Source organism: Thermosynechococcus sp. JY1331 (genome assembly GCF_031583475.1).
GTDB lineage: Bacteria > Cyanobacteriota > Cyanobacteriia > Thermosynechococcales > Thermosynechococcaceae > Thermosynechococcus.
Genome location: NZ_CP134180.1, coordinates 1784376 through 1799324, shown reverse-complemented (window position 1 = coordinate 1799324; position 14949 = coordinate 1784376). Strand labels below are relative to the sequence as shown.

At 53.7% G+C, this 14949-nt stretch carries 13 protein-coding genes and 2 pseudogenes; 6 read left to right on the top strand and 9 right to left on the bottom strand.

Translation table 11 applies throughout. The annotated features are described in order from the left end of the window. Positions 1 to 119 precede the first annotated feature (119 nt). Entirely contained in the window at positions 120 to 602 is a 483-nt protein-coding gene (locus RHJ31_RS13270; protein WP_399375703.1) for a transposase, read from the top strand. Here the strand turns inward: RHJ31_RS13270 and RHJ31_RS08720 are convergent. Further along, the gene (locus RHJ31_RS08720) at positions 560 to 724 is read right to left on the bottom strand and encodes a hypothetical protein (RefSeq protein ID WP_310828398.1); all 165 of its coding nucleotides are present in this window, start codon (positions 722 to 724) and stop codon (positions 560 to 562) included. The genes RHJ31_RS13270 and RHJ31_RS08720 overlap by 43 nt on opposite strands. 79 nt (positions 725 to 803) lie before the next feature. Continuing rightward, positions 804 to 848: pseudogene (locus tag RHJ31_RS13265) on the bottom strand (hypothetical protein); the annotation flags it as partial. Between the two features lie 604 nt (positions 849 to 1452). Between RHJ31_RS13265 and RHJ31_RS08715 the strand changes: the two are divergent. Further along, the gene (locus RHJ31_RS08715) at positions 1453 to 1893 is read left to right on the top strand and encodes a hypothetical protein (protein WP_302676334.1); all 441 of its coding nucleotides are present in this window, start codon (positions 1453 to 1455) and stop codon (positions 1891 to 1893) included. Positions 1894 to 1949: 56 nt separating this feature from the next. Beyond that, positions 1950 to 3338: an NAD-dependent malic enzyme gene (locus tag RHJ31_RS08710; RefSeq protein ID WP_302676332.1), complete on the top strand. Its 1389-nt coding sequence runs from the start codon at positions 1950 to 1952 to the stop codon at positions 3336 to 3338. Between the two features lie 3 nt (positions 3339 to 3341). Here the strand turns inward: RHJ31_RS08710 and RHJ31_RS08705 are convergent, their stop codons facing one another. The 6 genes and pseudogenes from RHJ31_RS08705 to RHJ31_RS13195 form a co-directional block, all read right to left on the bottom strand. After that, the gene (locus RHJ31_RS08705; protein WP_206199579.1) at positions 3342 to 4700 is read right to left on the bottom strand and encodes an S-layer homology domain-containing protein; all 1359 of its coding nucleotides are present in this window, start codon (positions 4698 to 4700) and stop codon (positions 3342 to 3344) included. 128 nt (positions 4701 to 4828) lie between these two features. After that, positions 4829 to 6706, bottom strand: a complete 1878-nt coding sequence (locus RHJ31_RS08700; RefSeq protein ID WP_310445788.1) for a cation:proton antiporter — start codon at positions 6704 to 6706, stop codon at positions 4829 to 4831. Positions 6707 to 6903: 197 nt separating this feature from the next. Continuing rightward, on the bottom strand, positions 6904 to 7206 hold the full coding sequence (locus RHJ31_RS08695) for a DUF2499 domain-containing protein (RefSeq protein ID WP_149820737.1): 303 nt from the start codon (positions 7204 to 7206) through the stop codon (positions 6904 to 6906). Next, on the bottom strand, positions 7206 to 8258 hold the full coding sequence (locus tag RHJ31_RS08690; protein ID WP_302676330.1) for a zinc-dependent dehydrogenase: 1053 nt from the start codon (positions 8256 to 8258) through the stop codon (positions 7206 to 7208). Before RHJ31_RS08690 ends, RHJ31_RS08695 begins: the two co-directional genes overlap by 1 nt. An 81-nt stretch (positions 8259 to 8339) precedes the next feature. Beyond that, a pseudogene (locus tag RHJ31_RS08685) lies at positions 8340 to 8819 on the bottom strand (DNA cytosine methyltransferase); the annotation flags it as partial. Further along, complete coding sequence (locus RHJ31_RS13195) at positions 8782 to 8970, bottom strand: Eco47II family restriction endonuclease (RefSeq protein ID WP_315862948.1); 189 nt, start codon at positions 8968 to 8970, stop codon at positions 8782 to 8784. The gene RHJ31_RS13195 and the pseudogene RHJ31_RS08685, both read right to left, overlap by 38 nt. Before the next feature lie 183 nt (positions 8971 to 9153). Between RHJ31_RS13195 and RHJ31_RS08680 the strand changes: the two genes are divergently transcribed. From RHJ31_RS08680 to pgsA, 3 genes are all read left to right on the top strand, one after another. Beyond that, the gene (locus tag RHJ31_RS08680; protein ID WP_302676327.1) at positions 9154 to 11388 is read left to right on the top strand and encodes a glycoside hydrolase; all 2235 of its coding nucleotides are present in this window, start codon (positions 9154 to 9156) and stop codon (positions 11386 to 11388) included. Positions 11389 to 11553: 165 nt separating this feature from the next. Further along, positions 11554 to 12597 carry a class II fructose-bisphosphatase gene (gene glpX, locus RHJ31_RS08675; protein ID WP_302676326.1) on the top strand — a complete coding sequence of 348 codons (1044 nt, stop codon included), beginning with the start codon at positions 11554 to 11556 and terminating at the stop codon, positions 12595 to 12597. 70 nt (positions 12598 to 12667) lie between these two features. Then, a complete protein-coding gene (pgsA, locus tag RHJ31_RS08670) occupies positions 12668 to 13174 on the top strand; it encodes a CDP-diacylglycerol--glycerol-3-phosphate 3-phosphatidyltransferase (RefSeq protein WP_302676325.1) in 507 nt (168 codons plus the stop codon). On the opposite strand, the gene RHJ31_RS08665 is transcribed toward pgsA, so the two are convergent. Further along, positions 13159 to 14817 (bottom strand): alpha/beta hydrolase, encoded by a 1659-nt coding sequence (locus tag RHJ31_RS08665; protein ID WP_302676324.1) that lies wholly within the window; start codon positions 14815 to 14817, stop codon positions 13159 to 13161. The genes pgsA and RHJ31_RS08665 overlap by 16 nt on opposite strands. Between the last annotated feature and the right edge of the window lie 132 nt (positions 14818 to 14949).

Sequence of the window (14949 nt, the reverse complement as noted above, 5' to 3'; positions counted from 1 at the left end):
AGTTATTTCGAAAGAGAGTGAGATATTTTCAAGAGGGATAGGCTATACTCAAAGCGTCATGAATGTTAGTCAAGAATATGAGCTATAGCTTGGACTGACGAGAGCGGGTTGTCTCCTATATCCAGCAAGGTGGCAAAATCAGTGAAGCGACTCAAATCTTTCAGGTGAGCCGCGCCACCATCTATCGCTGGCTGAAGCGAGAGGACTTAGCCCCCACAGTTGTCCCCCGTCGTCCTTGGAAACTGGATTGGGCGGCCTTAGAGACGGGGTTTGACTCTCGAGTAGAGTGTGAGTATGGGTGGTCAGCGCGAGGCCAACGAATTTATGGAGAGCGAGCGGGGAAGCGTAAGAAAAGAGAGAGTGTAGTCGCAGGGCGGTACAGGCACCAGAAAGACTTCATCGCCCCAATGCTGTTTTGCGGGTATTTGAATGCGTTAGGGTTTGGGAGTTGGCTGAGTCAGTACTGTTTGCCGGCGTTAAAGAGACCTTCGTTATTGATGATGGATAATGCACCGATTCATCCGAAAGGGGCGATTCAGGCAGTGGTGAAAGCGGCGGGTCACGAGGTGTTATTTTTACCGAAATACTCTCCTAATTGGTAGAGGCCTTGAGGCTGAATCCCCGGCACCGTCACTCGCCGTCCGGTGAGCGTGAGCAGTCCCCAGCGACTCTCGTCTTGACAAAAGTAGGGTAGCCGCCTGCGGGAACCGATGACCGCTTGCAAGATTGGGAGGAGGAGAGGAAGTTTTTTTAAAGTCTTCGGTTGCTCTTGGTGTCTGCTGCTGATGGCGAGGACGGGGACCTTTCAACTTCGCTCCCAATTCATAGCGCACAATGCGATGCACCATCGGGTAGGCGACCTCAAGCTGATGCTCCTGTCGTAGCCACTGCACAATGGCCTTGTAACTGTCAAACCCGCTGGGGTCTTGTAGGCGTTCCTGCAACTGTGCCATCACTGCTGGGGGGATGATGCGGGCGGCTCCGAGGGGCGTCTTGACTGCCAATAACTGCTGGAATCCTCAATTGTGAGGACGAGCGGGCGAGCCATGAAGGTCTCCTACTGAGATGACTTCAGTTTTAGGATAGACAATTCCCTCGTTTAAGACCTATTTATTAAGCTCAATGTTACAAAGAACTGGTATAAGATATCGCTTCTTGCCGCTTGAACTCTGTTCATCCAGCGAACTCAAACAATCTGCCATCTTCTACTGCTCAGCAAATAATGGTATAAACTCCCTTCCCTTCAAGGCAGTGGACTAAATGGGAACGCTAGCAAGGACTATCCTCTTTAGGGGTCAATTTGTGCCTGTGCCACTACTGGCATAGTTCCAACGAAAAACGGCTATTCACCTGTCAGGATCGAAGTATCAGCGTAACGACACCGCCCTTCGCTACGGTTGACGCTTCAAAACGCTGGTTTAGGCCACTTCGCGTTTCAGGTAGGGAAATAGAATGATTTCGTTGGCACGTTTGGGTTGGTCACTTTCAGTTGTATTGGGAGTTGTTACCCTTGGGTTCACCAATGGGCTGGCGATCGCTCAACCGCTCTTGGCACGACAAAATCAATCTCCATTGGTCAATGGCCTGTATCTCCTTGGCGAGTCGCCCCAACCCCAACAGGTGGGTCATAGCTATATTGTCTTTGAAGTCAAAGATCAGAAGGTCTATGGGGCGTTTTACATGCCCAATTCCTCCTTTGATTGTTTTCGGGGTACCGTGGGCGATCGCCAGTTGCAGGTGACGGTTCTACCCACCTATGAGGAGGAACCCTACCAAGCAGAAATTGATTTACCCAGTTTCTATAGTTTGCGTCGTATTAGTGCTAGCGATCGCGCCATTTTGGCCGCCTGCAAAGCCGAGCCGCTGCCCATTGCCACCCAAACCGGAAGCTAGGCAGAGGTGCTATCATCAGACGGTACCTTTTGCCGTTAACTTTTGGTTAAGTCTGAATGGTTAAGTTGACCCCGACGCCTGCCTATAGTCTGACGCTGCGATTGAAGACTTCCTTAGATCCAACGGAATTAGGAACCGTTCTCCAGATCATTGGTGGGCAACAGGGGCAAGTGGGTTCCATCACCCTGATCGAGAAAAGCGCTAATAAAATCCTACGGGAACTGGTGGTGGTGGCTGCCAGCCGCGATCATGCTGCGGCCATTGTCAATGCTGTGAAATCTGACACCCAAGCCACGGTGCTAGAGGTGAGCGATCGCACCTTTCGGCTCCATGAGGGGGGCAAAATTACTGTTAAAAGCAAGCATCCCCTTCAGGAATACGACGATCTGGCGATGGCCTATACGCCGGGTGTCGGTCGGGTATCCCAAGCGATCGCTGACGATCCTCAATTGGTGCACAAACTGACGATCAAAAGCCATACGGTGGCCATTGTCAGTGATGGCAGTGCGGTCTTGGGATTGGGCAATATCGGCCCAGAGGCTGCTCTACCGGTGATGGAGGGCAAGGCCATGCTCTTTCAGGAATTTGCCGGTCTGGACGCCTTTCCCATCTGCTTGAGCACACAGGAGGTGGATGAAATCGTCGCCACCGTCAAGCGCATCGCCCCCGTCTTTGGTGGCATCAATCTAGAGGATATTAGCGCCCCCCGCTGCTTTGAAATCGAAGCCCGTCTGCAAGCGGAATTGGATATCCCTGTGTTTCACGATGACCAGCACGGCACGGCCATTGTCACCCTTGCCGCCCTTAAAAATGCCCTGCAACTAGTGGCTAAATCCTTAGATACGGTGCGCATTGTCATTAACGGGGCGGGGGCAGCCGGCATCGCCGTGGCCAAGCTCCTGCGCAAAGCCGGCGCCCACCATCTAACCCTCTGCAACCGCCAAGGCATCCTCTCAAAAGACAAAGCACAAACACCAGCACAGCAGGAATTTGCCGTCGCTGAAACAGGAACGCTGGCTGATGCTCTAGAGGGTGCCGATGTCTTTATTGGCTTGAGTGCCCCCGGCGTCCTGACATTGGAAATGGTGCAGCGCATGGCCCCAAAAGCGATTGTTTTTGCAATGGCCAATCCCGTGCCGGAAATCCAACCCGAACTCATTTATGACCATGTGGCGGTGGTGGCCACTGGCCGCAGTGACTATCCCAATCAAATCAACAATGTGCTCGCTTTTCCGGGGGTGTTTAAGGGTACCCTTGCCTGTCGGGCACCCCGCATGACGGAGGAGATGTTCCTCGCAGCAGCAGCAGCGATCGCGGCCTTGGTCAGTCCCTCGGAACTGCACTCAGCCTATATTATCCCCTCAGTGTTTGATCCACGGGTGGCACCGGCAGTGGCCAAGGCTGTCGAGGACTGCGCGCGATCGCTGGGGTTAGCGCGTGCCTAGTCTCTATTGCGAGACAGTAAAGGGTTGAGTCAGGGTCAAGCCCAAATCCGTATTGGCATCAATCACCACTAGTCGCTGCACGGCTGGATCAATCGCACCACCAATGGTGGCACCGGCGGCTGCACCGGTAATCACTTTTTCGGGCGTAATCTTGCGATCGCCAATCACTGCAGAAGCACCCGTGGCCAAAGCAGCACCAATCAGCGTATCGCGAATAATGGAGGTGGCAGGCCGTCCTTGGTTGGTTTCAATCGCTGCCCCCGTCACTGTCCCCGTGAGCACTTTTAGGGGCGTAATCCTGCGGTCTCCCGCCAAGCCAGAAATCCCCGCAGCCACCGCCGAACCAATGGCCGCATTGCGGAAGACATTGCCAATGTTGGGATCACGGGCATCGCGAATCGTACGAATTACTTGGGAATTAGCAGCGATCGGGAGTTGGCGATTATTGATCACCACCGTATTGGCCACAAATTGAGACCCCCCTTGGGCGGGCTGGATCTGGCCAAAAATTTCACTACCCACGGGAATCACAACACGACCTTGGCTATCGCGGACATCGGCAGCCGTCACCAAGCGGATCGCAACACTTTCATTGGGGCTAAGGACAATCCGCTCTGCATCGGGGAAACGAGCCGGAATTTGCTGACCGGCTGGGAGCGCAATAGGCGAGGTGGTAGCCACACCCGCAATGTACTGCGTCGGGACAAGGGCTTGGGCACCGGGGGCACGGGTCGCCTGACAGAGGAATGCGGCAATATCGGCACGGGTGGCCAGTTGATTCGGCGCAAAGAACTGCACATTGGGATAGTTCACCACCACTTGTTTAGCGGTGGCAGCGGCCACACCCGCACGTCCATAAGCGGGAATTGCTGCCGCATCATTGAACTGGCCTAAGACCCCCTCCACAGAAGGCGGTGTGGGATATTGCAAGCCACTGGCTAGAGCCACGATCGCCTGAACGCGAGGAATATTTTGATTGGGCTGAAACACATTGCCGGGGTAGCCACTCAAGAAGCCAGTACGAGTGGCATTTTGAATCGCACTCGCTGCCCAAAATGTGCTGGGGACATCGTTAAACATACTGGGGGCACGCACCACAGGCGCATTGGGAAACGCCTTCCCCAGCATGGCTGCATATTCAGCACGGGTGACGGGAGCAAAGGGGCGAAAGGTGCCATCGGGATAGCCGCTGATAATGTTGCGACTGGCCAAGTGGTCAATACAGGCCTGTGCCCAAATGCCTTGGGTATCGGTAAAACGGGATTGGGCTTGCACCGGAACAGCCGCTAGAAGGGCAAGGGTACCAGAACTCATTAAACCGCAGCTCAAAACGGCCAAGCTGCGCTGTGCGAGGCTCTGCATAGCAAATCTCTCCAAGTAAGAGGGTGTTCAAGTTATCCGAGAGGGTTTTGAATTCCCCTCAGCAATTTTGATTGGGAAAACACGTCAATCGTTGACTCTGCTGATGCCTATGGACGCAGTGCCGGAGATTAGGTTCCCTTGGGGGTAGGGGCTTCACTGGGGACAAGAACCGATTCCACTTGGGTATTCATTTGCCAGCCCGAAATTAAGGCCGCCGGTAGGGTGTGGGGTTTGGGGCTGTGGAGCAGGTAAATCAGGCGATCGCCCACTTGCCACTCTTCATTGGCTCGCACCACCCGCAATCCCTCTGGCCGTTCCACAAGCAGGGGAAGCACTTTCCCAGAGCGGATCAAGGCGTCAAGGTGCTGGCGTTGCAATTGCGATCGCTCCTCCTCAATCACCAGTTCCCCTAGACGAACCGCCTCAGTATTGATATATTGATTCCATTTTTTGATCGACAGTTGTGGGGCAAAGGCTGGACTCAACCCCAAGGGACAATCCTCTAACTCAAGGGCGGCCAAGACCCGTGGCGGATGAAATTCTTCGAGGACGCGCTGTGCCAAGACAGCATTTACTTCCGTATTACTGGTGACAGCCAGATAAGTACCCAACTGAGTAATACCGGCCTCCTGCAAAATATTCAGGTCAAGGGCACTACTGAGATAGACGGGCAGATGTTCACGGCGGGCTTGTTCAACGGCCTCAGGATCGGTGTCAATCATCACTACCTCTTCGCCGCGATCGCGCAAGATCTGCGCCAGTAGCCGCCCTAGGGGCGTACAGCCAGCAATCATCACCCCTGAAGCCCCTTGGGCACGCACATTCAGTTGGGTTGCCACCCAGCGCGCCGTTAGGCCTTGGCCGAAAACCGTCATCAAAATCGTCAGGAACACTTGTCCTTTAATGGCATCCCCCCCACTAATTCCCGCATTGGTGAGGGTAATGGAAAATAGCGAAGCCACTGAAGCCGCAACAATCCCCCGCGGCGCAATCCAACTGAGGAAGGCTTTTTGTTGCCAACTGAGATCACTGCCCCATGTACATAGGACAACGCCGAGGGGACGGATCAGGAACATTAAGCACAACACCGTCAGCACTCCCGACCAACCTAGCTCCAATAGACCAGCGATCGAGAGATCCGCAGCCAGCAGGACAAACAAGACCGAGATCGAGAGCGTACTCAGTTGACCCTTGAAACGCCGCAGTAGCCGCCCCCCCGGCACATCCGACCAACGCAGTACCAGCCCCAGAACCACCGCCATCATCAAGCCGGATTCGCTCACCAGTTGATCCGAGAGCCAAAATAGCCCCCACAGCACTGCCAGCACCAACAGGTTCCGCAAATCTTCCGCCAAAAACCAAGCGCGGTGCAGGAAACGATTGAGACACCAGCCACCAATACCACCAATCAAGGCCCCCACCGCCAAGCGCTGAATAATCCCGAGGGCGATCGCCCCCATGCCGAGGTCTTGATTGAGAACTACGTTCAGCACCATCACCGCCAAAATGGCACCAATGGGGTCAATGAGCACGCCTTCTCCCTCGAGAATGACCGCCAATTTGTGCTCTACACCCACCTGACGCAGCAGCGGCCCTACCACCGTAGGCCCGGTCACCACCACCACAGACGCATAGAGAAAGGCCAGTTGCCACGGAAACTCGCCAATCCAATGGGCGGCCATGGCGCCAGCCACAAACGTCACCAGTCCCCCCAGCGTCACTAACTTCCAGAGGCTACCCGTAATATCTTGGTCAGCGCGGCTCAGGTCTAAGCTCAAGCCCCCCTCAAAGAGAATCAAGGCCACACACAGGGGCACTAACACCTCTAGGCCTTCGCCTAAAACTTCCGGATGGACTAGCCCCAAGCCGCTCGGCCCTGAAAGAATACCCGCCAGTAACAACAGGACAATACTCGGCAGCCGTAGCCAATGGGCAGTCACTTGGGCACCAATGCCTAGGACAACGGTGATGACGAACAAGGCGGTGAGTTCGGCACTACTTTCCATCGCAGCCTCCACAGAGGTTTAGGCGTTTAGGGCTAGACTGACGGGCAAGCGTTCCTCCTTGTTCTACGTCAAAGTTCAGTATTGGACTGTTGCATTTGTCACACCCTATTGGGGGGGAACCTGATTACAGGATACTGGAAGTCCTTGAGCACTGCCAATTTCAATCAATCTTGTTAAGCTTTACTTCAAGAGGGCAGCTACAGTGCGCTTTGCGATCGCCACCACAGCCATGCTGCTGCACCACAGAGGGTACAGTTGCCAATGAACGTGAGCAGCGCTTGCAGATCCACCAACCAAGCCAGTGTCACTGCATTATCGAAGTAATGCCACGTACAAGCACACATGGCACTCACCAACGCTGGTAGCATTGCCCACGCCAACCACCGCCATCCCTGCTGCGGACAGCGGCGATCCAGTTGTGCCACAAACCAAATGGCGGCCATCCACTCCAGCACACTGGAAATATGCACCATCCACGTGGGAATTGACAGGGCGTGCATTAGGATTCTGGATAAATGAGGATTTTATAGGTTTCTGGCGTCGGCTGTACTGCTTGCTCCACCGCTTCAGCCAGCTTTGATAGGGGATAGCGATCGCTGATCAGGGCTTTGACATCAATGCGGCGGTTAAAGATAATGTCGCAGGCTAAGGACTGTAAGCGGTAGGAGGAACTGTAGCTGCCCATGAGATCAATCTCACGGCGATAGAGAATGTTGGGATTGAGGGGAATCTCCACCTCATCGGGAAACTCGGCAAAGAAGAGAATTTTGCCCCCCTTGCGAGTACACTCTAGGGCTTGGAAAAAGGCCTTCTCACTGGGAACCGCCAAGAGACTGACATCCACCCCCAAGCCATGGGTCAGGGCTTGCACCTTGGCACTGAGATCGGGATCGCGGGCATCAAAGGCGGCAGCAGCGCCCACTTCTTTGGCTTTGGCAATTCGCGAGGGCAGTAAATCGGTGGCGATCGCCCGTGCCCCAAAGAGATTCACCAACATAATAAACATTAGGCCAATAGGCCCTGCCCCAGTGATCAGCACCGTTTGGCCGGGAGCAACACCTGCTTTCTTCACCGCCTTGAGGCAACAGTTGGTGGGTTCAACGAAGCTGGCTTCTTCATCACTAATGTGATCGGGAATGGGAATCAGACCGCCATGCTGCACAATGTGCCCCGGTACTTTCACATACTCGGCAAAACCACCGCCACTGGGAATAAAGCCCGCCGTGGTTGTAACGGTTTTATACACATGGCACATTGAATAGTTTTCATTCAAGCAGTAGGCGCAATGCATACAGGGGATGTGGTGCATAACCACCACCCGCTGACCCACCTGCCAACCCGTCACGGCCTCGCCCACCGCCGCAATTTCACCCGCCGTTTCATGGCCAAAAATACGAGGCGGCTCATAGAGGGGATAGCGAATTTTTTTGATGTCCGATTGGCACAAGCCAACGACCTTGACGCGCACAAGGACTTCATCCGCCGCAATCTCAGGGATGGGAATGTCCTCGTAGCTGAGTTGGTTCACCCCTCGGAACACTTGGGCTTTCATTGAGACCTTTGCAAACTCATCACCCCTAAAGATAATTGTCCCTTGCACCGAGAGCAAGTCTGGATGATACCCCTTTGCAACTCAAGCAAAGGAAAACTCTAGTTGTTTTGCTGCTGACAGGCAAATCGTGGGCTGAGGTGATTGGATTTCAAGGGCATTCAATAGATTCACCAGCGATCGCCCCACCGCTGCCGCCAAATTCACGGGCACTGCATTGCCAATCTGCCGATACTGGCTTGAAAGAGAACCACAAAACTGCCAATCATCGGGGAACGTTTGGATACGCGCATATTCGCGCACGGTCAACGGTCGTGTTTCGGTGGGGTGGCAGCGTTCTGTTTGCTTTTGGGCAGGGGAGCAAGTCAATGTCAACGCAGGTTCATCCCATGCCAAGCGCCGTGCCATCCCCGTTTTACCACCATCAAGACGAAAACTTCCCATCAGATAGGCCTGCTGCAGGTCTGGGGGCAAGTCGCGCCAACACCCCCCTTCGGGAACCTGTTGCAAAATCGCCGCTTTCTGCTCAGGGTAACGCTGACCCGCAGAGGGAGGCACATCGCTTGATTTCTCTTTCAATAAATTCCTCATCACTGAGATGATAAACAGCAATATCGAAAGTTGCTTTTATTGGATCAATTTTGAGCTTCTTAAATTCTGTGAAATCAATTGACAAGCGATACTTTAAGATTGTTTGTTTAACATGAGCACGCATATCTTCGTCGCTAATAAATCCCAGCTGACAGCAGGCAGTGGGACAGGAGCATAACTCATACGCTAGAAAAGCGGTATATTATGATTTGTACTGCTTTTGACATCTTACGTAACAAAGTGGTGGTAAAAGAGACTCCCCTGAAATACTAGAGGAAGAGTTCTGAGTACTGGGGGCAAGTTTGTTGTGGCGTATCCCTTGCACGTTGCCTTCATTTGGCACCAGCACCAACCCCTCTACAAAAGTTGTCGCACCGGTCAATACCTGCTCCCTTGGGTACGGCTCCACGGCACGAAGGACTACTTAGATCTGATCTTAGTCCTCGCCAAATATCCCCGCCTCAAGCAAACCGTCAACCTTGTCCCCTCCCTGTTGCTGCAAATTCAGGATTATGTCAACGGTACGGCTCTTGATCCCTACCTCACAGCCACACTGACGCCGGTCGAGCAACTCACGGATCAACAGCGCTGGTTTATCATTGAGCATTTCTTTGATGCCCACCACCGCACAATGATTGACCCCCATCCCCGCTATCGCGAACTCTACGAGCAGCGGCAAACTCACGGCAAAACATGGTGTTGGCAAAATTGGCAGCCGCAAGATTATGGGGATTTGTTAGCGTGGCACAATTTAGCGTGGATTGATCCTCTCTATTGGGAGGAGCCAGAGATTGCCCAATGGCTATCCCAAGGGCGGGATTTTAGCCTCAGCGATCGCCAGCGGATCATTGCCAAACAGCGGGAAATTCTTGGCCAAATCATTCCCCAGCACCGCGCCCTTCAAGAGGCGGGTCAAATTGAAGTCACCACAACCCCCTATACCCACCCGATTTTGCCCCTCTTGGTGGATACCGATGCCGCCAAAGTAGCGGTTCCCAACATTGCCCTGCCCCAACAGCGGTTTCAATATCCCGAAGATGTTCCTCGGCATTTGCGGCGGGCGCGAGTTCTTTATGAACAATTCTTTGGGCGATCGCCCCGCGGACTGTGGCCGTCAGAGCAATCCGTGAGTCCAGCCATTCTTGAACCCATTGTCGAGCAGGGCTTTGAGTGGATTTGCTCCGATGAAGCCATCTTGGGCTGGACAACGGGAACCTATTTTTACCGCAACGAAGCAGGGGTTGTCCAACAGGCTAATGTTCTTTACCAACCCTACCGCCTGACCACGGCCAAAGGGGATCTCAACATTGTCTTTCGCGATCATCGCCTCTCGGATCTGATTGGTTTTACCTACAGTGCCATGGCTCCCGAAGCAGCGGCAGCGGATCTGCTCAAGCAGCTGGAGGGCATTCGCCAGCAACTCATTGCCCATGAAGGGACTGGTCAATCCAGTTTGGCGCAACCATGGCTTGTGACCATTGCCCTCGATGGTGAAAACTGCTGGGAGTACTATCCCCGCGACGGCCTGCCCTTCTTAGAAAGGCTTTACCAAGGCCTGAGCGAGAACGAGCACTTTGCCTGTGTTTCTGTGGCGGAGTATCTGCAACAATATCCCCCACGTGCGGTGATTTCGGGTTCTGCTCTTCACAGCGGCTCTTGGATTGATGGCAATTTCTGTACATGGATTGGCGATCCGGTAAAAAACAAAGCTTGGGACTATTTAGGGGCTGCCCGCCAAACCCTTGAACGCCACCCCGAAGCCACTGAAACGAAGAATCCGGCAGCATGGCAAGCTCTTTTGGCGGCTGAAGGCTCTGACTGGTTTTGGTGGTTTGGTGAAGGCCACTCCTCGAACCACGATGCCATGTTTGATCAGCTTTTCCGTGAGCATTTGATGGCGCTCTACACAGCATTGGGGGAGCCAATTCCTGAGGTTCTCAATGATCCCTTAGAAGTCCACGAAGCCAAGGATACCTACCCGCCCCAAGGCTTTATTCACCCTGAGATTGATGGGCGCGGTGATGAGCAGGACTGGAACTTTGCTGGCCGGATTCAAATCGGTGGCAGCCGCGGGACGATGCACCGCCAAACGCTGATCAGTCGCCTCTGGTATGGGGTGGATCACCTAAATATCTATCTGCGTCTTGATACTCCGAACCAGAAACAGCCCTTTGGGAATGACATCAGCGCCCTGCTCTTTTGCTGGTACTACCCCAACATGGTGACGTACAATAGCCCCCTCTCTGATCTGCGAGATTGCCCCGACGCAGCCCCCCTCAACTACCTGTACCACCATCAATTGGTGATTGACTTTGAAAAGCAACAGATTGCTTTCAAGGAGGCGATCGCCAACTACCAGTGGGAAGAGCGACCCAGCCATGCCCGCTATGCCTTGGGCATCTGCCTAGAAGTGGCCATTCCTTGGGCAGATCTGCACCTGCATCCCGATTGTGGCCTGCATTTATTGATTGTGTTGGCACAGGATGGCTATTACTTGGATCATCTGCCCACAGAGCAACTGCTCTTTTTGACCACACCTTAGACCTTGAGGCGAAGCGTTAACAACAAGCGATCGCTCAGGCTTCGCAATGCAGCTACGGTTGAGGGCAAATAATTTGCAGCGAGAAATTATTTTCTGCGTACCAAAGTTCTGTAAGCTCAGATAGGAAACCTCTGCGGGATCAACTTGTGCAGTTAGGAGGGTTGTGTGGATAACGTCATCGGCTTAGAGATTATAGAAGTTGTCGAGCAAGCGGCGATCGCCTCAGCGCGGTGGATGGGCAAAGGTGACAAACACATGGCGGATCAGGTCGCCGTGGATGCCATGCGCAACCGCATGAATCAAATCCATATGCGCGGTCGTATTGTGATTGGCGAAGGGGAACGGGATGAAGCCCCAATGCTCTACATTGGCGAAGAAGTGGGCATTTGTACCCGTCCCGATGCTGCCCAATACTGTAACCCCGAAGAACTCATTGAAATTGACATTGCCGTTGACCCCTGTGAAGGGACAAACCTCTGCGCCTACGGCCAACCCGGCTCAATGGCAGTACTGGCCATTTCTGAAAAAGGGGGGTTGTTTGCGGCTCCCGACTTTTATATGAAGAAATTGGCGGCGCCCCCTGCTGCTAAGGGCAAAGTGGATATTCGCAACTCGGCGACAGAAAACCTGAAAATTCTCTCGGAATGCCTTGACCGCGCCATTGATGAGTTAGTGGTGGTGGTGATGAAGCGCGATCGCCACAATGACTTGATTCAAGAAATTCGCGATGCGGGTGCCCGTGTTCAACTGATCTCCGATGGCGATGTCTCCGCTGCTCTCTCCTGTGCTTTCTCTGGTACCAACATTCATGCGCTCATGGGTATTGGTGCTGCGCCTGAAGGAGTGATTTCCGCTGCTGCCATGCGGGCATTGGGTGGGCACTTCCAGGGGCAACTGGTCTATGATCCCGCTGTGGTCATGACCAAGGAATGGGCGAATCGCACCCGCGAAGGCAACCTCGAAGAACTCAAAAAAGCCGGCATCACTGATCCCGACAAGGTCTATGAAGCGGAGGAATTGGCCTCCGGCGAAACCGTTCTCTTTGCGGCCTGTGGTATTACGCCCGGTATGCTCATGAAAGGGGTGCGCTTCTTTAAAGGTGGCGCCCGTACCCAATCTTTGGTCATTTCCACGCAGTCGAAAACGGCTCGCTTTGTCGATACCATTCACATGTTCGATAAACAGTTGAAGTCGCTGCAGTTGTACTAAGCGCTGCTCGGTGAAAGAAAATTAGCTCCCTCCCGGTGAGGGGGTTTTCTTTTTATCTTCGGGAATAGCGATGCCCTTAACTCTACCCACAGCAATTACCCTTGCGCGCCTGTTGATCATGCCCGTGATAGTGGGTCTGCTCTCGTTGAATCACAGTGCCGTGTACCGTTGGTGGGGGGTGGGTTTATTTTTGGTGGCAGCCCTCACGGATTGGCTGGATGGCTACATTGCTCGCCGTCTCAATCAGGTGACGGATTTGGGCAAGGTGCTGGATCCGCTCGTGGATAAGTTGCTAATCTTGGTGCCCCTGTTGCTGTGCATTGAATGGGGAGAGGTGCCCGCATGGTCTGTGGCGTTGATCCTCTTTCGGGAACTAGGCATTGCTAGTTGGCGGGTTCAGCAATCTCAAATTCAGGGCGCCAATCTCTGGGGTAAAGCAAAAACCCTTAGCCAGATTATGGCCGTGGCATTGCTTCTCGCTCCCTTACCGCCTAGTTGGCAGGGGGGAATCCTCATTGTTTATGGGGGGGCGATCGCCCTCACACTGATTTCTGGGGCACTTTATCTTCGTGGTTGAGTGCCAATGCGCCCCGCGAGCACCTCCTGCAACTGCTGGGGATTGATGCGATCCACCCAATAGGCTTGAAAAGTAGGCTGGGTCACCTGATTGACAAAGGTTTGACTCAGGAATGGACGCAAGGACTCGTTTTTTTGATTAAAGACGCCAAAGAAAGCCCCCGCCAGTCCCTTGAAAAAGGGCTGTGCCAACTGTGGGTTCGGGCCAATGAGATCATTGGGAACCGGTAATACTCCCGCTTCACTGACCCCCACTGCCGAGAAGTGGGTACCGGGCACGAGCATGGCAAGGTACTTGGGCTGCGCCTGTAACCATGTAAAAGGCCAGATCTGCTCCTCTAAGGGTGGCGCAAAGACATCCCGACTACTGGAAACAATGAGCGTGGGCACCTTGATATTGGCCATGCCCCGTTCGCCAATGAGGATACTACTCACTGGATTGACGGCAATCACAGACTTGACCCGTGGATCCGCCGGTGTAGAGGGCACAGCGGCAAGACCGAGACTACGACATTGCAGGGGCACTGAGATATTAAAGATAAAGAGATCACGAGCGGCTGCTAGACAGCGTTGTTTGACGGCATTCCAGTCAACAGTCCCCCCTGCTGCCGCCAACACGGTAAAGCCCCCCATCGAGTGGCCAAATAGCCCCACATTATTGGTGTCAATTTTTAGGGCTGGATTTTTCTGAACTAACGCCGCGACAGTATCCACACCAAATTTCAAGTCAAGGGGGCGCTGTGCCCAATCCTTTGGCAAGTTCTCGTAGTCGAGGGGTGCCCCGGAGAGAAAACTATTAATTCGGCTGGCATCCGAACCGGGGTGAGTGATTGCCAAAACTGCCAATCCATGACTGGCCAAGTGCTCTGCTAAGTAGGCAAACGTCGTGCGGTCTGAGGCTAAACCGTGGGAAATGACGATGAGGGGGGCTGGTGCGATCATCCCTATGGGGACATAGAGATCTGCGGGAATGGGGCCTGTGGTGCGATTGGGATTGGTGAATTCAAGTTTTTGCTTTTGCCACTGGAAGGGTCCTTTTTGGGCAGGATTAAGGCCACTGGCGGGCAGCGGCGTTCTTGGTTGGAGTTGCGCCAAGCGTTCGATAAAGTCTTGCGCCCGTTGTTCTTGATTCACTGCACGGGTAAAGGCACCCACTGCCTTCAGACCGAGTTCACCATTGACTTTAACACTCTTGCCGGGAAAGGCCTGTAGTACTGAGAGCAGGGTAATGCCTGCGGGAGAACTGGCGGCGGTTTTCAGGGCTTCCCCAAGGGCTGGGCCCCCATTGACATCATTATCTGCCCGAATGACTTGGCCAATGCGCTCTAAAAAGCTTTGACCAATGGGACTTTTGACAAACTGGCTAACGGTTGTTGGTGCTAAGTCCATGCGTGTGGTCAAGCCTTCGCGCAAGTTGGATTCTTGAGCGTTGGGAAGTAGCCGAATTAAAAATCTTAGCTCCGAACTCGCATTCCCCGTTTTGGCAAATGTGGCAAGGTCACTCACTTGGATGTTGAATGTGCCGAAGGGCGGATAAACAAGGCTAATTTGCTCGGCAGCCAGTCCCGCCTGTGCCCAAACGGTTGCTGCTGCGCCCAACAGAGAGAACCACTGCCATTTTTTCCGCGTGCGCGCGATCGCCATCCCTGAGATACCCTCACTTAATCACTAGCATTATCGTTGTTTGCAACGTCACCTGCAACTTCAAGGACTGCCAGCCTGAGGGCTAGGTTCCGACTCTCTGAAAAGGGCTGTAAAGGGCTGCCGCTGTGGTAT